The organism is Paenibacillus polysaccharolyticus, assembly GCF_900102085.1.
Lineage (GTDB): Bacteria > Bacillota > Bacilli > Paenibacillales > Paenibacillaceae > Paenibacillus > Paenibacillus polysaccharolyticus.
Genome location: NZ_FMVM01000019.1, coordinates 89,992 through 109,797 on the forward strand (window position 1 = coordinate 89,992; position 19,806 = coordinate 109,797).

Annotated in this window: 14 protein-coding genes; 12 read left to right on the top strand and 2 right to left on the bottom strand. The window is 49.7% G+C overall.

The features are described from left to right. The first annotated feature begins 470 nt into the window (after positions 1–470). The 9 genes from BLQ13_RS23630 (at position 471) to BLQ13_RS23670 (ending at position 10,539) form a co-directional block, all read left to right on the top strand. Positions 471–1,625, top strand: a complete 1,155-nt coding sequence (locus tag BLQ13_RS23630) for a cobalt-precorrin-5B (C(1))-methyltransferase (RefSeq protein WP_208606823.1) — start codon at positions 471–473, stop codon at positions 1,623–1,625. Continuing rightward, positions 1,588–2,877 carry a precorrin-6y C5,15-methyltransferase (decarboxylating) subunit CbiE gene (gene cbiE / locus BLQ13_RS23635; protein WP_244159437.1) on the top strand — a complete coding sequence of 430 codons (1,290 nt, stop codon included), beginning with the start codon at positions 1,588–1,590 and terminating at the stop codon, positions 2,875–2,877. Before BLQ13_RS23630 ends, cbiE begins: the two co-directional genes overlap by 38 nt. Before the next feature lie 90 nt (positions 2,878–2,967). Further along, positions 2,968–3,690: a precorrin-2 C(20)-methyltransferase gene (cobI, locus tag BLQ13_RS23640; protein ID WP_090924153.1), complete on the top strand. Its 723-nt coding sequence runs from the start codon at positions 2,968–2,970 to the stop codon at positions 3,688–3,690. Further along, entirely contained in the window at positions 3,690–4,487 is a 798-nt protein-coding gene (gene cobM, locus BLQ13_RS23645) for a precorrin-4 C(11)-methyltransferase (RefSeq protein ID WP_090924154.1), read from the top strand. Before cobI ends, cobM begins: the two co-directional genes overlap by 1 nt. Next, the gene (locus BLQ13_RS23650) at positions 4,480–5,568 is read left to right on the top strand and encodes a cobalt-precorrin 5A hydrolase (RefSeq protein ID WP_090924155.1); all 1,089 of its coding nucleotides are present in this window, start codon (positions 4,480–4,482) and stop codon (positions 5,566–5,568) included. The genes cobM and BLQ13_RS23650 overlap by 8 nt, the downstream gene beginning before the upstream one ends. Before the next feature lie 145 nt (positions 5,569–5,713). Then, complete coding sequence (locus BLQ13_RS23655) at positions 5,714–7,348, top strand: cobyrinic acid a,c-diamide synthase CobB (protein ID WP_090924156.1); 1,635 nt, start codon at positions 5,714–5,716, stop codon at positions 7,346–7,348. Between the two features lie 424 nt (positions 7,349–7,772). Continuing rightward, entirely contained in the window at positions 7,773–8,411 is a 639-nt protein-coding gene (locus BLQ13_RS23660) for a ThuA domain-containing protein (RefSeq protein WP_090924157.1), read from the top strand. A gap of 73 nt (positions 8,412–8,484) precedes the next feature. Next, positions 8,485–8,868 (top strand): phasin family protein, encoded by a 384-nt coding sequence (locus BLQ13_RS23665; RefSeq protein ID WP_090924158.1) that lies wholly within the window; start codon positions 8,485–8,487, stop codon positions 8,866–8,868. After that, on the top strand, positions 8,869–10,539 hold the full coding sequence (locus BLQ13_RS23670) for an ABC1 kinase family protein (protein WP_090924159.1): 1,671 nt from the start codon (positions 8,869–8,871) through the stop codon (positions 10,537–10,539). A 185-nt stretch (positions 10,540–10,724) separates the two neighbouring features. On the opposite strand, the gene BLQ13_RS23675 is transcribed toward BLQ13_RS23670, so the two are convergent. Further along, positions 10,725–11,351 carry a hypothetical protein gene (locus BLQ13_RS23675; protein WP_090924160.1) on the bottom strand — a complete coding sequence of 209 codons (627 nt, stop codon included), beginning with the start codon at positions 11,349–11,351 and terminating at the stop codon, positions 10,725–10,727. A 551-nt stretch (positions 11,352–11,902) separates the two neighbouring features. On the opposite strand from BLQ13_RS23675, the gene BLQ13_RS23680 reads away from it, so the two are divergent. Both BLQ13_RS23680 and BLQ13_RS23685 read left to right on the top strand, forming a co-directional pair. Beyond that, entirely contained in the window at positions 11,903–13,378 is a 1,476-nt protein-coding gene (locus tag BLQ13_RS23680) for a SulP family inorganic anion transporter (RefSeq protein WP_090924161.1), read from the top strand. 980 nt (positions 13,379–14,358) lie between these two features. After that, entirely contained in the window at positions 14,359–15,933 is a 1,575-nt protein-coding gene (locus BLQ13_RS23685; protein WP_090924162.1) for a DEAD/DEAH box helicase, read from the top strand. A 560-nt stretch (positions 15,934–16,493) separates the two neighbouring features. On the opposite strand, the gene BLQ13_RS23690 is transcribed toward BLQ13_RS23685, so the two are convergent. Next, positions 16,494–17,429, bottom strand: a complete 936-nt coding sequence (locus BLQ13_RS23690) for a hypothetical protein (RefSeq protein WP_139168942.1) — start codon at positions 17,427–17,429, stop codon at positions 16,494–16,496. Positions 17,430–17,838: 409 nt separating this feature from the next. Here BLQ13_RS23690 and BLQ13_RS23695 point away from each other — a divergent pair, with 409 nt between their 5' ends. Then, positions 17,839–19,632: a vWA domain-containing protein gene (locus tag BLQ13_RS23695; RefSeq protein ID WP_090924164.1), complete on the top strand. Its 1,794-nt coding sequence runs from the start codon at positions 17,839–17,841 to the stop codon at positions 19,630–19,632. The last annotated feature ends 174 nt before the right edge of the window (positions 19,633–19,806 follow it).

The following is a 19,806-nucleotide window of genomic DNA, read 5'->3' on the forward strand; positions in this document are numbered from 1 at the left end:
TCCAGCAACTTCTAACGATCACCAGGAAGCTTATTTAGCGTAAAATCACCTTCTTGAAATTCTAACGATCCTGAGGAACGTTATTTCGCCCAAAACCACCCAAAAGCGCTGGAAATCGCACTGTTTTAGTGAAATAGCGTCTCCTGAGATCGTTAGAATTCCAGCGAGGGCATATTAGGCCGAATAACGTTATCTGTGATCGTTAGCGCTCAGTCGTGAGTGTGTGGGTGTTAAGTAAATGAGACGCTTAGCGTGCGAGTCATCAGAGATGGGGATTCCGCTCCGGTAACTTCTAACGCTCTCCAGGGGTTAGTGTACAGTTACTAGCACCGCAGTTGTTGAGTAAAACTAAAAATTAATGTATCAACAATCCATACAAGACCAAACAACAATGAACAATCAACATCAACCAACAATCAACATAAGCGCACGAACAAGCTAGCATATAGAAGGACGGGAGGTTCAAAGCCATGGAAAAGAAACGCATGAAGAGCGGAGAAGCACCGGACCCGGATAAACCGATGCGTTCCGGCTTTACGACCGGGGCGTGTGCAACAGCTGTTGCCAAGGGAGCGACGCAGTTCCTGTTAACGGGTCATATCCCTGCGCAAGCCGTGGTTTCCTTGCCCGCCGGCTTTGACCACTCGTTCGAGCTGATCGAGCAGGAACTGATGACGGACGGTACGGCGACCTGTGCCACGATCAAAGACGCCGGGGATGACCCGGACGCCACACATTTGGCGAAAATCATTGCGCATGTGTCTTGGCGGGACGAGCCGGGGGTAGAGCTGGATGGCGGCATTGGTGTGGGGCGTGTTACGAAGCCAGGATTGCCCGTGCCTGTTGGGGAAGCGGCCATTAATCCCGTGCCGCGCCGTATGATTACCGAAGCAGTCACCCAAGTACTTGCGGAATATGGTACTGCAAGAGGGGTACGAGTGGTTATCAGCGTACCGGACGGCGAAGAGATTGCGAAGAAAACGCTCAATGCACGGCTTGGCATTCTTGGCGGTATCTCCATTTTGGGTACACGCGGCGTGGTCGTTCCGTTCTCTACTTCAGCGTACAAAGCCAGTGTAGTACAGGCGATTTCCGTTGCGCAGGCTTCCGGTTGCGAGCACATTGTGCTGACAACAGGCGGCAGTAGTGAGAAGTACGCCATGAAAATGATGCCCGAACTGCCGGAAGAAGCCTTTATTCAGATGGGTGACTTTGTCGGCTTTGCGATCAAACACGGGAAACGGCTGGGCATGAAACGCATCAGTCTGGTCGGGATGCCGGGCAAATTCGCTAAAGTGGCTCAAGGGGTCATGATGGTGCACTCCAAAAGTGCGCCGGTGGATTTTGGATTTCTTGCGTCCGTGGCTCGCGAGACCGGGGCTGGCGATGAACTGGCGCAAGCGATCGAGGAAGCCAACACGGCGACTCAGGTAGCAGATATGATGACCGAAGCGGGATATTTGCCTTATTTTGAAAAGTTATGCTTATACGCCTGCCAGCACTGTCTGGAACATGCGGGGGGCGGCGTAACGGTGGAAGTGGTGCTCGTCACCATGAAAGGAATGGAACTGGGGAGGGCGGAAATCAGTGAACTCGAACATAACAACTGGAGCAAAGAATCGTAATATCCGCATTATTGGCGTAGGTGAAGAAGGCGCGGCGGGGCTGACGGCAGACAGTCTACAACTCATTCAGGAGGCCGATGTGCTGGTAGGCGGCGAACGTCTGTTGCAATTTTTCCCGGCATTTGCGGGAGAGAAGATTGTGATTAAGAGCAGTTTGAATGACCTCGTTGCGAAAATAAAAGCGTTGCAGGACTCGCACACCATCGTTGTGCTTGCGTCAGGAGACCCGCTGTTTTACGGCATCGCCGGATATTTCGCGCGCAAACTCGGCCCGGATCAGCTGGATATCCGGCCTAATCTCAGCTCGCTGCAGCTGGCATTCGCAAGGCTTGGCGAGAGCTGGCACGACGCCGTGCTCGAAAGCGTGCACGGTCGCCCGCTCAAAGGCCTCGCCCAGCGCATCGATGGCAAAGCTAAAGTCGCGCTGCTCACGGACGAGCATAACAGCCCCGCTGCGATCGGGGCTTATCTGCAACAGTTCGGCATGACCGAGTACGATGCCTACGTTGCAGAGAAGCTGGGCGCGGCAGACGAGCGTGCCCGCCACTACACCCTGGACGAGCTGGCAGCGGCGGAGTGCAGCCCGCTGAACGTCGTCATTTTGTTGCGCCGCAAAGATGCACCGGCGCCGCGCAAAGGCTTCGGGTTTGCAGATGAGGAATTCCATCAGCGCAAACCCGAGAAGGGCCTCATCACCAAGCGTGAAGTCCGCGCGTTCAGCTTATCCGAGCTGAAACTGGGCGATGACAGCATCGTGTGGGATATCGGCGCAGGTTCGGGCTCGGTGGCGGTGGAGTGCACGCGGCTGGCGCCGCGAGGCCAGGTCTTCGCCATCGAAAAAAACGAAGGTGACCTCGTGAACATTGAGGCCAACCGGATCAAATTCCGGACGGATTTTACCGTCCTTCATGCCAAAGCGCCAGCGGGGCTGGACGAACTACCGGGTCCGGATGCGGTGTTCATTGGCGGCAGCGGCGGTGAACTCGCGCAGCTGATCGCCTTGTGTGCGTCCCGGCTGCGCCCCGAGGGACGCATTGTCGTGAATGCAGCGACCATCGAAACGCTGCATGACAGCATGAAGGCGATGCGCGATGCGGGCATGGACGCCTCCGTGACTTTGCTACAGACGGCGCGGAGCAAGCCGATCCTGAACATGACCCGTTTTGACGGACTGAATCCGATCTATGTCATTACAGGTCAATTTATAGCAGGAGCAGAAGCGGAAGCCGAAACAGCGAACGGAGCGGAATAGTTTGCAGAGAATGAAAAGGGGGAGAGCAGCATCAGCACAACAACAGGAAACATCAACAGTACCGGGATTCACACGGAAAGTTCAGAGAGCATGACAGGAGCCGGAGTTACCGTTGGCACATTGTACGGCGTCGGTGTCGGGCCGGGAGACCCGGAGCTGATTACGGTCAAAGCATACCGGATGATTCGCGAATGCCCGGTGGTCGCCTATCCGAAGAAACGCAAAGGCGGTAAATCCTACGCCCACGAAATTGTTGAATTATATGTGAACCCAGAGGAGAAAGAGATGCTGGGCCTGATCTTTCCGATGACCAAAGACCCGGTCGTACTAGAGCGGGAGTGGGGCAAAACCGTGGAAGCATGCTGGGAGGCACTTAAGAAAGGCAAAGATGTAGCATTTGTGACGGAAGGTGATCCGAACTTATACAGTACATTTATCCACCTTGCACGTCTGATGCGTGAATTGCATCCTGAAGTGCCGATTAGCTCGATTCCGGGCATATCCTCCGTGCTTGGTGCGGCGGCAGCGCTGGATATCCATCTGGCAGATGGAGATGAGCAGGTTGGTATTATTCCGGCTACAGCGGATAAAGAAGCGATGAGGCAGGCGATTGAGCATCACGATACGATTGTGTTTATCAAAGTAGCGAAGGTGCTGGACCCGATGCTGGAGCTGTTGGAGGAGATGGGACTTGGCGGCAAAGCGTCGGTGGTCACCAAAGTCACTTCTCCTTATGAATTGCTCTGGCGTGACGCCCGTGAACTGAAAGGGCAGGAGCTGGAATATTTAAGCCTGATGGTGGTGAGCAAATAATGAAAACATTGGAACCGAAAGTGTACATCGTTGGTGCTGGCCCGGGAGATCCCGAGCTGATTACGGTAAAAGGTTCGAATATTTTGAAAAATGCCGACCTCGTTCTGTACACGGATTCTCTCGTGAATGATGAACTGATTGCGACTGCCAAACCCGAAGCCGAGGTGTTGCAAAGCTCCGGCATGGATTTGGAACAGCAGGTCGAACTGATGTGCACAGCGGTTCGTGCAGGACGCAGTGTAGCACGTGTACATACGGGTGATCCGGCAATGTATGGTGCCATTTTGGAACAGATGGTTCTGTTGAAACAACAAGGCGTGGAGTACGAGATTATTCCAGGCGTTAGCTCGGTATTTGCTTCGGCAGCGGCGCTGGGAGCGGAGCTGACTGTGCCGGAACTGACGCAGACCGTCATCCTGACACGTGCGGAAGGACGCACCCCTGTGCCTGAGCGGGAGAAGCTGCGCGATTTGGCCTCACATCACTGTACGGTGGCGCTCTTCCTAAGTGCAACACTGGCGAAAAAAGTCGTGGTGGAATTCCTTGCCGCAGGCTGGAGCGAAGATACACCAGTGGCGGTAGTGCAGCGAGCAACATGGCCGGATCAGAAAATTGTGCGTACCACGCTGGCTAATCTGGCTTCGGATCTGCGTGCCGCAGGCATTACGATGCATGCGATGATTCTGGCAGGCTGGGCGCTTGATCCTGATCTGGTGAACCGGGATGCTCACCGTTCCAAACTGTACGACAAATCCTTCACCCACGGCTATCGCAAGGGAGTGAAGTCCGGTGAGTAATCCGTTTGCTGCTGTAGCCATTACGAAGCACGGCGTGGAGATGGTGCGTAACCTCGAAGGACAGTTTCAGGGTACAGACGTCTATTATATGAGCAAATTTGCCCGTGGCGATGAGGAACAACTTGGATATACACTGTTTGAAGGTTCGGTGAAGCTTATTCTGCCAGACCTGTTCAAACGTTATAACGGCATCATTCTGTTTATCTCGCTGGGTGCCGTTGTCCGTATGATTGCTCCGCTGCTGGTGGACAAAAAAGTCGATCCTGCCGTGTTGGTCATCGATGACCGCGGCGAGAACGTGATCAGCGTGTTATCCGGTCATCTTGGCGGTGCCAATGAACTCACGCGTCAAGTGGCGGAAGTGCTTGGTGCGCGTGCAGTCATTACGACGGCTTCAGATGTGCAAGGCACGATCCCGGTGGATATGTTTGGTCGTGAACTGGGCTGGATCGTGGATAGCTTTGATAAAGCCACTCCGGTAAGTGCGGCGGTGGTCAACGAAGAGCCGGTGGCACTGATTCAAGAGATAGGTGAACGCAACTGGTGGCGGTATAACAAACCTGTACCGGATCACATTCGGGTCTTCGGCAGTATGCAGGAGACGGAAACGTTTGCGTTTAACGCCGCACTGGTGGTCAGTGACCGTCTGCTTTCATCAGTGGAAGAGGAGCGTTTTCTAACCAATGGTGTGTTGTATCGTCCTAAGAGCCTCGTGCTCGGCATGGGCTGCAATCGCGGAACGGCGATGGAAGAGTTGGAGCAGGAAGTGCTTGCCACGCTGGAAGAGCTGTCCCTGTCCGTGAAGAGCGTGCGCAACGTGGCTACGATTGATTTGAAAAAAGATGAGGAAGGCCTACTGGCTTTATGCGCTAAGTACGGTTGGGAACTCGTCACTTACACTCCAGATGAACTGAATACGGTGCAACTTGCCAATCCGTCCGAGACGGTATTTAAATACACCGGAGCCTATGGCGTAAGTGAACCGGCGGCGCTGCTCTCTTCGGGAGCGGATCATTGGCTGCTGGAAAAGAAAAAGAGCGGCAACTTGACGATCTCTGTCGCACGGGTTGCGTTTGATTAAGCTAGGGTTCGTGTGATTGGGAAGCATCTTATGTATTTACACATAAAAAGTAGTTGTTACAACCTCATGTAAAGGACCGTCCCAGCCGTTGAAACCGATATGGGATGGTCTATTTGTTATATGTACAGCAAAGGCGGGATGAACAATGAACTCAAAAAATGTAACGTCCAATAACCAAAGTGCACCTCGGCTGATCATCGCAGGTACGGGGAGTGGGGCTGGCAAAACAACGGTAACGCTCGGTCTAATGAAGGCACTCGCCCAGCGAGGATTGAGTGTTCAGGGGTTCAAATGCGGTCCGGATTATATTGATCCAACGTATCATACGGCAGTGACGGGCAGACCTTCGCGTAATCTGGATGCATGGATGACTTCGCCTGCATATGTGAAGCAGACCTTTCAGCGGGCTTCCGCAGGACATGATATTTCCATCATTGAAGGCGTGATGGGCCTCTACGATGGCAAAGATCCGCTCAGCAACATCGGCTCTACCGCCGAGATCGCGATGATTACGCAGACACCGGTGATTTTGGTTGTCGATGTACGGAGTATGGCGCGCAGTGCAGCGGCCATCGTACTGGGTTTTCAGCATCTGGAGCCTGAATTAAACATTGCTGGTGTGATTGTGAATCGGTGCGGAAGTGCGGGGCATTATACGATTGTGAAAAAGGCCATTGAGCAAATGTGCGGCATTCCGGTCGTCGGTTGGCTGAAAAGGGATGAAGACATGTCTATCCCCGAGAGACATCTTGGACTCGTTCCTGCCATTGAGCGTGGTGAACTGGAGCCGTTATTCCAGCGGGCAGCCGATGTGTTGCTGGAAGGCACGGATCTGGATCTTCTGCTGGAGCTGGCAACAAGTGCTCCCCCGCTCTCGGTGCATTCCACCATTCTAGCTGGCTCAACGAATGTCATCCCGAGTAACACAGCTCATGTGGCTGATACTGCTCGTACTAGCGATACATTGAATATATCTAGTGATACAGAAATGGCTCTCATTAGCGACAAAACCAATACTAACGATATGGCTAACGCAACCGATATCACTAACATTGCCCGTTTAGCCAGCGTAAAAGACGCGGAGCATGTAGCCCAACACGCGGCTCTTCACATCCATAGCAAGCCGGATACGTACCAGCCTGTTATTGCCGTCGCTCGTGATGCGGCATTTAATTTCTATTATCCCGATAACCTGGAACTGCTTGAAGCGGCTGGGGCAAGGCTGAAGTATTTCAGTCCACTCGCTGGTGAAGGCATCCCGGCTGAGGCGGATAGTATTTATCTGGGTGGTGGTTTCCCTGAAGAGTTTGCCGCGGTGATTGCCGGAAACGAGCGTTTTCTGGAAGGGCTCCGCGAAGCAGCTCGTTCCCAGATGCCGCTGTTTGCGGAGTGCGGCGGCTATATGGTACTGGCCGAAACGCTCACGGATCGTGAAGGGCGGACATATACCATGGCAGGTATTATTCCTGCGCAGGTACAGATGCAGAAGAAACGAGCTGCACTGGGATACCGGGAGGCGAGTGCGGTTCAGGATTCCTTTTTGCTAAAACAGGGTGAAGTTCTACGGGGGCATGAATTCCATTACTCCATGATGACGTACCGCGAAGAAGGAGCCATTCCATACGCGTATGAGACGAAGGGGTTAAGGGGTTCGAAGCAGGAGGGATACGCGGCGGGCAGTATCGTAGCTGGATACACACATGTACACCTCGGTTCTGATCCGCAAGCCGCACAGCGATGGGTGGAGCATTGTCGACTGTACCGCGAGCACCAAGCTTAGTTCAAGTGTAGCATCCGTGTGCAATGATCGTGCTCAGAAGTGCTCAGAACGAACGTGCTTAACTTATCCATATGCGGAAGGGCTTGAATTCGTTTTGAACCTCCTGAGACTTTGGTCGTGAAGTTGGGTGTTGGACTGCACAATTAAAGGTTTTTAGTGAAACATGTGGAATGTGTTAGGGATGGGGTGTGTTGTGACAGGGAGACGGTGAGTCCAAGCTGAATCTGGATGATATGGATATGCCAATCCGTTATACGGCTATACTAGGAAGTATTGTGAGATGGGAACATCTTATTCGAAACCTAAGTGGAAGAGATGAAGAAACACCACGGTAGTCGATTTTATAAAGCGTGGTTAATTTATAGGATATGGAGTGTGCAGACGAATCTAAACGAATAACATCAGAAGAAAGGAGATGATTATAATGGATCATCGCAAAAAGGCACTTTTAATTGGAGATTATACACATCCGGACTGGCATCCGCTACAGGGGGTAGACGGGGAGATTAGCCGGATTTTTCAAGATACGATTACAGTTCAATGTAGTGAAAATCGCAACATGTTGCTTCATGAAAATATTTCGGGATTTGATGTATGTATCTCATACATGGACGATTGGAGAGGAAAAGTCTCCCCGCAGCAGACAGCGGGTCTGTTGTCTTACGTAAGTAACGGGGGCGGTCTGGTCATCTTACATAATGGAATCTCGCTTCAGAATCGAAATGAGATCAAACAGATGATTGGCGCCAAATTTCTTCATCACCCGCCGTATGCGCCACTGGAGTTCACGGTGACGGAAGAGAGCCATCCTGTGACGGAGGGCATTTCCGGTTTTACGATGGAAGAAGAACCATATGAATTTGAGTTTGGTTCATTTACCGAGACTAAAATTTTGCTACACTATCAGTCTAAAGAGGGGCCGAAACCGGCAGCTTGGGCACATAAGTATGGACTCGGGCGGATTGTTTATCTGATGCCTGGGCATTCAGTTCCATCCTTTGCGAATGAAACATATCGTCGATTAGTTTTGCAAGCGGGAAAATGGGCAGCGCGGTACGTGTAAGGAAGCTCTCCTTTTTGCATGTCGAGGTTTAACAGGTGTAATATATAGACAACCGAAGAGGAGGATGAATAAGATGAGCGATTTGTTCAAGAAGGCGTTCTCGTTAGGGCTTGGTCTTACGTTAGTTAGCAAAGAAAAGATTGAGAAAACCGTGGATGATCTGGTGGAGCGCGGGAAGCTTGCACCTGGGGAATCCAAAGCGTTTGTCGAACGATTGTTGGAGCGCGGTGAAGAAGAGCAAGGCCAGCTGAAACGTGTCATTCAGGAGCAGGTCAAACGTGTGCTTCAGGAAGCTGGCGTGGCATCCGAAAGTGACGTAACCAGTTTGGAACAGCGTGTTGCCGTTTTGGAAAAAAAGCTGGCCGAGCAGAATCAGACACCTCAACTTCAACTTGATGAATCCCCGGCTCCGGTTGTCGAAGATTCTCCTCCTCTCAAAGGAAACGAGATCGAATAGATGGCCGTGCGGATCAAACATGTTGGCAGATACCGGGAAATTGCCATGGCGCTGGTGCGTCATGGCTTCGGTTATATGGTCGAGGAGTTGGGTTTATTCCAGCTACTCGCGCTGCCCAGACGGTGGATGTCGCGTGAAGCGCAACCTACCAAAACGTTAAGTGAACGGATCAGGCTGGTGTTGCAGGAGCTGGGGCCGGCTTTTGTGAAGCTGGGGCAACTTGCAAGCACAAGGGCAGATCTATTACCTGAATCGGTGATTCGGGAACTGGTCAAATTACAGGATCAGGTTCCGCCATTCTCATCAGAGACGGCACGGGGTATTTTGGAACAGGAATTGGATACACCGCTGGAAGAGATCTTTTCCCGGTTCGAGGATACCCCGGTGGCCGCGGCCAGTATTGGTCAGGTGCATCTGGGCAAACTTCAGAGCGGAGAGGCGGTAGCGATCAAAATCCAGCGCCCTGGCATATCGCGGATTGTGCAACGTGATCTGGATATTCTGCGTGAACTGACTGCGATGGCAGAGAAACGTTGGGAATGGGTGAAACAATACCAGATTCCGCAGATGGTGGAAGAGTATGCCCAAGCTCTAATGGCTGAGCTGGATTATACGGTGGAAGGTCGCAATACGGAGAAGATTGCTCAGCAATATCAGCAGGACCCTAAAGTGAAAATTCCGGTAATCTACTGGGATCAGACCTCATCACGTGTATTGACCATGGAGTATATCGAGGGCATTAAGCTGAATAATCGGGATGAACTGGTGAAGCGTGGTCATGATCTGAACAATATTGCCGAGCGGCTGGTGGATGCGTTGCTCAATCAGATTTTTATGCATGGCTTCTTCCATGCCGATCCGCATCCGGGCAATCTGATGGTGCTGAAGGACGGGCGACTGGCTTTCATCGACTTCGGTATGGTGGGCAGTCTGAGTGATGAGATGAAGCAGCAGCTTGCCTCTCTTATTATCGGGCTGATGCGTAAGGATACGGATAGTATGATCCGTGCGATTGAGAAGCTCGGTATGATGCCTGATGACATGGACGCGCGCGCCCTTCATGTGGATTTGGATAAACTTCGAACGAAATATTACGATATTCCTTTTTCCAAAATCAGTGTAGGACAGGCGCTCAATGATCTGTTTGGCATTGCCCAGAAACATAGGGTTGTCATGCCCGCAGATATACTGTTGATGGGCAAATCCTTGCTGACGATGGAGGGGGTCATTGAACATCTTGATCCTACCTTGAGCATTGTGGATATGGCAGAGCCGTTCGGGCGAAAGCTGCTCAAGGAACGTTTTAGTGCGGGTCGGATCAAAAATCGGCTGTTTCGCAGTGCGGCAGATATGGCCGAAAGTGTCATTGGTTTGCCGGGACAGCTGCGGCAGTTGTCCTCCATCATCAGCAAAGGTAAGCTGCGACTGGAGATCAGCGTTCCCGAATTAGAGTCGCTCATGCGCAGACTGGATCAGATCAGCAATCGTTTATCGTTCAGCATTGTGCTGCTCGCCTTCTGTATCATCATGGTAGGACTTATTATCGGTTCTTCGATTAGTCACCAATCCACGATGCTATGGGATATTCCGGTGATTGAGATTGGTTTTCTCGTGGCGATCCTCATGGTGGCATTTCTGCTGTACTCGATTTTTAAATCGGGCAGGTTTTAGGGCGTTTCTTGAAACCTACTGAAGTGTGGCGTTTTCAGACACGCCCTAGAAAAAACATGAAAATCCGACGATCATTCTTAAGAATGAAATGTCGGATTTTTTATAATTTCCACTTGGTTCAGATTCATTAAGTGGATTTATTTTTATGAGTATAGTCTGTTTATTGTAATGTGCTTTATAATCGATTATTTGTTTTGATTTTCTGAAGATGCTTCTTTTAAATAGGTTTGTATCTCTTCTGAAGGAGTTGCTTGAAGTTTGAAAAAATCTTGATGGACCTTCCCATCAATTTCATAGGATATTTTCACAAACATATCTTTATACAGATTAAGCGTTTCTTTATCCAGTTTCGATTTATCAAGTAAAAAAGCTCTAAATAAACTAGCTCCAGTAGTTTCACTATCAGTAGAGATTGTGAGGGGGGCATCATTCAAAACATTACTTTCAAAAATATTACTCGTATTAAGCCTGTGTAACATATCTGGATTCAAGTTAAAACTCATTTTAAGATCTTCAAGTTTAATCTTAGGGTCTTTCACGAAAATTTCATATACCATTCTTTCAACCCCATCCTGAACACTTAAATTAACAGTTGCAGAAATTTTGTAATTTTCATTTGAAGTTTCATGGAATACTTCAGGATTCTCAAGCATGTTTTTTTCTATGGCTTTGAGTTCCTTCGTATACTCTTGAGAATAAACGATATTATCAGATTTAGGTGTGTCTTCCGTTCCTTCCCTATTTGCAGTGCAGCCGACCAATAAGAATACAACACAGAAGCCAATTATCGAGTTAATTAAGCGTGAATTCAAAGTCATACCTCCGTTATTTAGTATTCTTAATATGAATAACAGATCTGCTAATTTATGCAGATCTGTTATAGTAAAATCAGAAATTATTAGCTTGTCCAATCTTCATCGGTATACTTCTTGTCCTGTAAGTAGTTGACTCAACTTATAGCCGAATAACCCTTTACAGGGACATTTAAAAACTGATGCACTTCTTCTGGAAAAATTATACTTCAACATCCCACTTCCTTATACTCTTATATTTCCTAAATATTACCTTATTATCTTCTGGAGTTCAATGAATAATTAGGGTGTTAGTTTTATTACTATATTTATTTATGGAAAAATATATAAATATTTTATTCAGAAAGAAATTTGTTTTTGGAATTTTTGGTTATGTTATTTAAGATTGTCTAGCAGAATGAGTGAGTGTAAAATGTCTTAATGAGCAAAAATAAAAATAATATATCCACTTTTCAATAGTTATTGGTTGATTACATCTGCGTGAAGGCATTCGTTAATTATCATTTAATTGTTAATTTGAGGAACAAACTTAGGAGGCAAAGCAACAACATATGAATACGTTAAAACAACAGTGGTTTGGCAATATCCGTGGAGATGTGCTCGCAGGCATCACCGTAGCACTCGCGCTTATTCCGGAAGCTATTGCCTTCTCGATTATCGCTGGTGTCGATCCGATGGTCGGCCTGTATGCGTCGATTACGATTGCAATCGTCATTTCGATTGCGGGCGGTAGACCGGGCATGATCTCGGCAGCAACAGGAGCTATGGCGGTATTAATGGTAGGACTGGTCAAGGATTATGGCGTGGAATATCTTTTTGCGGCGACCATCCTGACGGGCATCATTCAGTTTATTTTAGGGATATTTAAAGTGGGGCGATTTATTACGTTTGTGCCTCATTCGGTGTTGACCGGATTTGTGAACGCACTAGCGATTCTGATCTTTATGGCGCAGCTCACCCACTTTACGGGAGCGAACTGGATCATGTACGTGATGGTGGCGGGAACACTGGCAATCATCTATATTTTACCGCGTTTTTTCAAAGGGGCTCCGGCTCCGCTTGTAGCGATTATTATCATGACTATTATTACGGTGGTCTTTCATCTTGATGTCAAAACGGTAGGTCAGATGGGCAATCTGACAAGTACATTGCCGATGTTCCATCTGCCGAATATTGCGTGGACATGGAATACACTAATGATCCTGTTGCCGTATTCGTTTACGATGGCACTTGTCGGTTTGCTGGAGTCCCTTTTGACCGCAACCATTGTGGATGAGATGACGGAAACCAAAAGCAGCAAAAACCGCGAGGTGCGTGGTCAGGGGATTGCAAACTTTGTAAACGGATTGTTCGGCGGTATGGGTGGCTGTGCAATGATTGGACAGTCCGTCATTAATGTGAAGTCAGGCGGCCGAGGCAGGCTGTCGACATTTACGGCAGGTGCGTTCCTGGCGATTTTATTGTTGCTCTTGAGCGGTGTGGTGAAGCAGGTACCGATGGGTGCGCTGGTTGGCGTGATGTTTATGGTGTGTATTGGTACGTTTGACTGGAGTTCTGTTAAAAATATTGCCCGCGTACCACGCGCAGAAGCTTTCGTTATGGTGGTGACGGTAGCCATCGTTGTTTACACGCATGACCTTTCGCTTGGTGTAATGGTCGGTGTCGTGCTCAGCGTGCTGCATTTTGGCTGGAAGCAGACCAAAATTCGCGTCCAGTCTAGCGAGGAGCAAGGACAGAAAGTGTATCGTGTACACGGACCGTTCTTCTTCGGTTCCTCGTCCCATTTCGTGGACAAATTCGATGCGGAAGCCGATCCGCAGGACATCACCATTGACTTTGGCGGCTCGCATATCTGGGACAACACCGCGGTTGTGGCGGTTGGCAAAGTAAAATTCAAATACGCGAAGCTTGGTAAAACCGTGCATTTGCGTGGATTAAACGAGGAAAGCTCCCGATTGCTGGAGCGCAGCGGATTTAAGGCTTCTGATGCGGGTACCGTCCCGGGGACGGGCGGACACGGAGCATAAGGCTGAAGTAAAGCGTAAAGCTCATGTAAGGCTCGGGTAAGGCGTAAAGTTAAAGCGAAGTGTAAAGTTCAAGTAAGGCGTAACGTTTAAGTAACTTGTTCCAAAATGGTATTGGTATCTGAACGTTACAACATCAACAGGCGGCAAGTAAGCTAGAAATAGCGGACTGCGATGCGAACGAATATAGGCTATAGATAACGCTAGACAGTATTGATATGCAGCGGTCTCCTTGCGGTGTGTGCCGGGGGAGCCGCTTTTTTTGTAGCTGTGAGCGCTAACGATCAGGAGAGAGCTTATTTAGCCCAATTTGGGCCATTTTCATTTCTAACGATCACCAGAGACGCTATTTTACTGATTTCACTACTTTTTGTGAGAATTCTCGTGATTTTTGACGAAATAAGCTTCCTGGTGATCGTTAGAATTCAGCCAAGGCATAATTCGAGCAAATAAGCTCTGTGGTGATCGTTAGCAAATTTCGTGGTTGGTGTCACAGTAGTTGGTGTCGCTTGATTTATGAAAAAACGAATCTCGCGTTCCTTCATCCCTATGTTCGGCTTGCATGCACCAGGTGTGACATATGAACAAAACGTCTGCTTTTTACGCTACATTCATGCTACAAGTTGGCGCGGTAGTTCAGTTTCGCTTTTGTTTTACTGGATGAACGTGTAAACTACAGGGTATGGAGAAGAAAAGCAATGGAATGATTGCTTTTTAAAAATTCATTTCATAATCAGAGTTGAATTCAGGAAAACTAGTTTGGACTCACAGGATGTGTACTGCAGTTACGGGTGTGATTGGAGTAGAGAATCAGGTTCAGATGCAGAACTCGGGCACAAGGACGCCAATAGCAGGCTCGTATGCCGACTCAGACAATGACATAGACTCAATCAAGTTCAGACGGAGATGCCTATGCATTTTCCAAAGGGCTAGGGTCTTCTATGAAATGAACTTATCTAAATGAATATACAGAGGTGTAACGATTGGCAAACTTTGAACAACTGGGCATTCGCCCGGAATGGTGCGAGGTGCTGAAACATCAGGGCATCGCCGTGCCAACTCCAGTACAGGAGCGTTCCATTCCCGTACTGCTGGGTGGACGTGATATCATCGCCGAGGCGCAGACGGGCACAGGGAAAACGCTGGCTTTTTTGCTGCCGATTATTCAGAAAATTAACGTATCCGACCGCTCTCCGCAGGCCCTGATTATTGCGCCTACGCGTGAGCTGGCATTGCAGATTACGGAAGAAGCGAAGAAACTGACCGCTAACGATGACAAGCTGCATGTGCTTGCGGTATATGGTGGACAGGATGTAGAAAAGCAGTTGCGCAAACTGCAAAACGGAACGCAGATCGTTGTAGGAACACCAGGGCGTCTTCTGGATCACTTGCGCCGTGGTACCTTGAAGCTCGATAATGTGAAAAAGCTGGTGCTGGATGAAGCAGATCAGATGTTACACATGGGCTTCCTGGACGATGTAGAAACGATTTTGAAAGAATTGCCGCATAGACGTCAAACGATGCTGTTCTCGGCAACGATGCCTAAGGGCATTCGTGTTCTGGCGAAAAACTACATGAAAGACCCGGAGGACGTGAAAGTTTCCTCCAAGTCCGTGATCCCGATTCATCAAATTCGCCAGCAGGTGCTGGAATGTACAGATCGCGGCAAATTTGATGCACTTCGTGGCATGATTGACACGTATCGCCCGTATTTGGCGATTATTTTCTGCCGGACGAAGCGCCGGGCTTCGAAGCTGAATGAAGATCTGAGAGAAGCAGGATATGAGAGCGACGAGCTTCACGGCGACTTGTCCCAATCCAAGCGAGAGAATGTCATGAAGGCATTCCGTGATGCGAAGCTGCAAATCCTTGTGGCTACCGATGTCGCCGCACGCGGTTTGGATGTTGAAGGGGTTACCCACGTATTCAACTACGATATGCCGCATGATGCGGAAAGTTATATTCACCGTATCGGTCGTACAGGCCGGGCAGGTGGAACGGGTCTTGCCGTGACGTTTGCAACCCAGCACGACAGACCGGAACTTGCTCGGATCGAGGAAGGTACGAATCAGAAGCTGAATCGCATCCAATGGACAAGCGAAGGACCAGTCGCTTCTACGGGAGCTTCTCGCCGCGTAATTAATAGCGAGGGCAATGATGAGCGTGGTGGTCGTACTGCCGGGACAGGCAGTGCCCGTCGCGGTGCAGGTCGTAACGACCGCCGAGATGGTGGCCGTGGCGGTCGTGGTTCGCGCGGAGGCGAAGGTGGCCGTAGCGGTGGACGCAGTGGCGGCCGTAGCGGTGACGAGCGCAGCGCAGGCCGCGGATCGGCGCGAAGCAGCGACAGCAGTCGCGGTGCAACAAGCCAAGGCCGCAGCAGTAGTAGCCGCGGCACAAGCCAAGGCGGCCGCGGTGGAGCAGGCCGCAGCGGCGGCTGGGCTGGCCGCAGCGCCGACAAGCGCACCGCTGGGCGCGGTGGCGCTGGTTCAGGCCGCTCGGACTCCGCTGGACGCGGTCCGAGCAGGGGCGACCGCCGCGATTCTCGTCGCGGGCGGTAACGCACTGGCGCAAGCGGCGATGCAGCCGCATATTGCGCTAGAAGCATCATAGCCATGCCACCGCAGTAGCGGATGCCGCATGGCCCATATCAAGAGCGTTCAGGTACGTCATCGTACCGAACGCTCGAACCAAGGGTCGCGACGGAAACACGTCGCGGCCCTTTTTTACAATCAGGATGCACATGCACTTATTCACACGATGTGAACTGCACTCCAGCCCTCACTCGTTATGCAGTCACCACGCTATGATGGCTCCTCTGTGATCGTTAGAATTCGCACAATATGAACCAGAACGACAAAACACCTCATCCTAGACCTAAGGACGGGGTGTTTTTGGTTTAAAACTTATATGATTAAAAGATGGCACGATATCTTGCTTACTAGATCACAACAATGCAGGGAAGCTCGGTGTACCGTTCGTCTATAATTAGGGAGCTGATTTGCATTATTTTACTTACGGGTTAACTGGTTATTACACGCGGTTCGCCCACTTTTTATGAATCCGAATCTGAACGTAAGCCAGTCTTGATACGATATAGACCGGCTTGTTGCACAGACGGTCACCCATGGACATCAGCATACTGGTCGCGGTATTTCTCGTTATATAACCGGCCGACGGACTCCGCGAGTCCACCGCGTGCCTTGGTTGGATAACGCTCGATCGTGTGATAAAGCCGCATAAACCGGTCTTTGGGCATGAAACGTGCATAGCGGGTGATCAGACTGGGAAACAGTTCAATATATTTGCTCTTACGCACGGCAGCGGCCGCCACGGCGGTCAGAATCTGGATGCCATTATGCAACTGTAAAATATGAACCTCATACGTGGCGATATATCGAATCGCGTCTTCACGAATCAGTTCCGGCTTCAGCCGGGCAATTTCGCCAATATACTCGGCGAGCAGCCGCTCGAAGTTCTGGAGCAATAGCGGTTTAAGTTGCAAGTCCATATCGCTGCGTAACACGAAAGATTGCAGTAACGCGATCTGTTGCAGACGAATCCGGTCGTTATAGATCAGGGAGCCGATCTCGCGCAACATCTCGTAGGCGAGTGCCTCGTCCTCTTTTCGCGCTTCGGCAACAAGGGCCCAGTTCCGATTGATCCCTTGGCGAATGATCTCTTCGTCCAATCGTAGCAACTGTCTCATTTCGCGCCGTTGTTCAATCTGGAATGAACGCTGCTGCAAGAAGATCAGGCCGCCGAACAGTAACAGCGTCACCGTAACAGCGATCATAGACTGGTCCAGCGTTTCACCGAAATAAGTAGCTGCGGCGCCGATCAAAAGAACAAAGAAAGCATCACGGACCATCCTGCGTTTTACTCGTGAACTTGCTTTTTCCTCTACGGTGACAAGGGTGCTACGTCCGCAGGAAGTGCACTGATCTTCCCAGAGGCAGGTATATTGCCCGCAGCGTTTGCAGATATGCAACTTTTGGTAGGCATATGTCGTTCGATAGAAAGGCCGGATGGATACTACTTTTTTCGTACTACTCATGCTCCATCACGCCCACCATTTAGAATATTGTACAGGGTACGATCCGTGTCTTCACGGGAGACGGTCTTTCGCCGATGAACCTGAAACGTGATCACCTTGATCATAACAAAAAGAAACACTATGGCGAGGCATACGTATGTAACCATAATTCCGTCCCTTTCTAAGGCTTGAAGATCAAGCGCTGTTATATTGCGGTTTGTTGGTAATAGCTATATCATATTTCCATAGTTGGAATTTGAATTCCAACAAAAGCGCTAAAATCGTCGATTTTTGTCAGACATTACAAAATTGTAACTCAGAATAGGGGTGCTTTTCAGATTTTATTAGAAGACTGTTAAGATTTCCTTAAGGCTTGACGCCTATAATAAACTATTCGCATTTTAATCTCAAACGTGAAGGAGTACAGCCCATGCTGCGGATACGCAAAAAACGCTGGCTTAGCGGAACTCTGGTTCTGCTGGCATTACTAACCCTGCTGCTGCCTTCGGCATTGCTCCCCCAAGCGGAAGCTGCCCAGGCACAAACGAGTGGAATCGACGCGGTGCTTGTAGCCGATGTCAGCAACTCGATGAATACAAGTGATCGCGACAAGATCAGTAACGAAGCGATGAAAATGTTTATAGATATGCTGCCCACCGTCGGCGATAAAGTAGGTATCGTGGCTTACACCGATCAGGTGGAGCGAGAAAAGGCAATGCTTGAAATTCAGTCTGACGCAGATAAAAGTAATCTGAAAGACTTTATCGACCAGCTTGGCAGAGGCCCATACACCGATATATCCGTAGGTGTTGCGGAAGCCATGAACATATTGAGCCATGGGGCCGACCCGTCGCACTCGCCCATGATTGTACTGCTTGCGGATGGCAATAACGATTTTAACAAAAGCAAAGGACGCACCCAGGCCGAGTCGGACGCGGATCTGGCAAAAGCCGTCAAGGATGCGCAAGCGAAAGGTATTCCAGTCTACACGATCGGCCTTAATGCCGATGGCAAGCTGAACAAAAATGCACTTGCAGACCTTGCCAAACAAACAAAAGGCAAGTCGTTTATCACCGATACACCGGATGATCTGCCGCAGATTTTGAGTGAAATTTTCGCCGATCATGCCAAGCTGAATGTTGTGAAGCTACCTTCTGTAACCGGAAACGGCAGTTATCAGGAAGTTACCGTGAACGTGCCGAATGACAGCGTGCTCGAAGCCAATATTTCCATCATGTCTTCGAAGCCAGTACAGGTACAGTTAACCGATCCTTCTGGCAAGAACGTAAACCTGAATTCGAATGAGGCCAAGCTATCTACCTCCAAAAGTTATTCGCTGGTGAAGCTCTTGAAACCTCAGGAGGGCGACTGGAAACTTCGGGTAAAAGGGGCTCCCAAAGACAGCATCGATATCAACTTGCTGTTTAACTACGATCTTCAACTCGTTGCGGACCCAATTAAGACCAAGTCCTATACGAAAGGCGACAAGATCGATCTGTCAGCGAGGCTGGAAAATGGCGGTCAACCGCTACAAGATAAAGATCTGTATGCGGACATGAAGGCCACCTTGATCGTGAATGACAAGGACGCAGGCAAGAGTGAAGAGCAACCGCTCAAGAACACAGGCTCCGGTTTTGCCGGAACCTTTGAAGTGCCGGACAATCACAACTATGAACTGATCATCCGTGCAGAGGAAGACAGCTTTTACCGTGAAAGTGCACCGATTGTCATCAACGCAGGGGGCACAGGCGGAAGTCAGGCACAACCGACAACGCCACCTGCTGCGAATGATAAGCCGTTCCCTTGGTTGCCCGTCATCCTGGGTGTGATTGCCCTGATCGTGGTGGCGGCCTGCGGTTGGTTCCTGATGGGCTGGCTGAAACGCAAAAACCGCGGCTTTGTCGGTCAGATCATCGTGGAGATTCGGGATGAGAACACTGGAGACAAATCCTATCCGCAATACAAAAAGCTGGCATCCTTCCGGGGCAAATTCCACCTGCATCAATTGCTGCAGCTTGACCCTGAACTGAAGGAAACCGAGAAATATATATTCACTCCTGGCAATGGAGACCGATTGATCATTCGCAATACCGCAGGAGGTACGCTGGAGAAATCCGGCCGTGCGGTGGATGCGAGCTCAGGCGTTGAACTGAAGAACGGTGATCGACTGAGCATCCCGCTGCAACAGGCGGATAAAACGATTTTGATTGAGTATTTGGTGTGACGTGATTGTTCGGTTTGTTGATTCAAATTGATTATTTGTTTTAAATGGATGATTTGATTTAAAAGGAATACCAATATAAGTTGGGCTAATTGTTTACACGTGAACGGAGAGGACAGAGAAAACCTGAAGAAGCGCAAGCGCTCGCCTTTATTCCCGGATTTTCACCTTTATGAA

Bases quoted from the DNA above. Each gene is read 5' to 3' on its own strand.
- cobM (WP_090924154.1), top strand. From the start codon at position 3,690: ATGAAAACATTGGAACCGAAAGTGTACATCGTTGGTGCTGGCCCGGGA.
- BLQ13_RS23680 (WP_090924161.1), top strand. From the start codon at position 11,903: ATGAATACGTTAAAACAACAGTGGTTTGGCAATATCCGTGGAGATGTG.
- BLQ13_RS23660 (WP_090924157.1), top strand. From the start codon at position 7,773: ATGGATCATCGCAAAAAGGCACTTTTAATTGGAGATTATACACATCCG.
- BLQ13_RS23690 (WP_139168942.1), bottom strand. From the start codon at position 17,429: ATGAGTAGTACGAAAAAAGTAGTATCCATCCGGCCTTTCTATCGAACG.
- BLQ13_RS23655 (WP_090924156.1), top strand. From the start codon at position 5,714: ATGAACTCAAAAAATGTAACGTCCAATAACCAAAGTGCACCTCGGCTG.
- cobI (WP_090924153.1), top strand. From the start codon at position 2,968: ATGACAGGAGCCGGAGTTACCGTTGGCACATTGTACGGCGTCGGTGTC.
- BLQ13_RS23670 (WP_090924159.1), top strand. From the start codon at position 8,869: ATGGCCGTGCGGATCAAACATGTTGGCAGATACCGGGAAATTGCCATG.
- BLQ13_RS23630 (WP_208606823.1), top strand. From the start codon at position 471: ATGGAAAAGAAACGCATGAAGAGCGGAGAAGCACCGGACCCGGATAAA.
- BLQ13_RS23665 (WP_090924158.1), top strand. From the start codon at position 8,485: ATGAGCGATTTGTTCAAGAAGGCGTTCTCGTTAGGGCTTGGTCTTACG.
- BLQ13_RS23695 (WP_090924164.1), top strand. From the start codon at position 17,839: ATGCTGCGGATACGCAAAAAACGCTGGCTTAGCGGAACTCTGGTTCTG.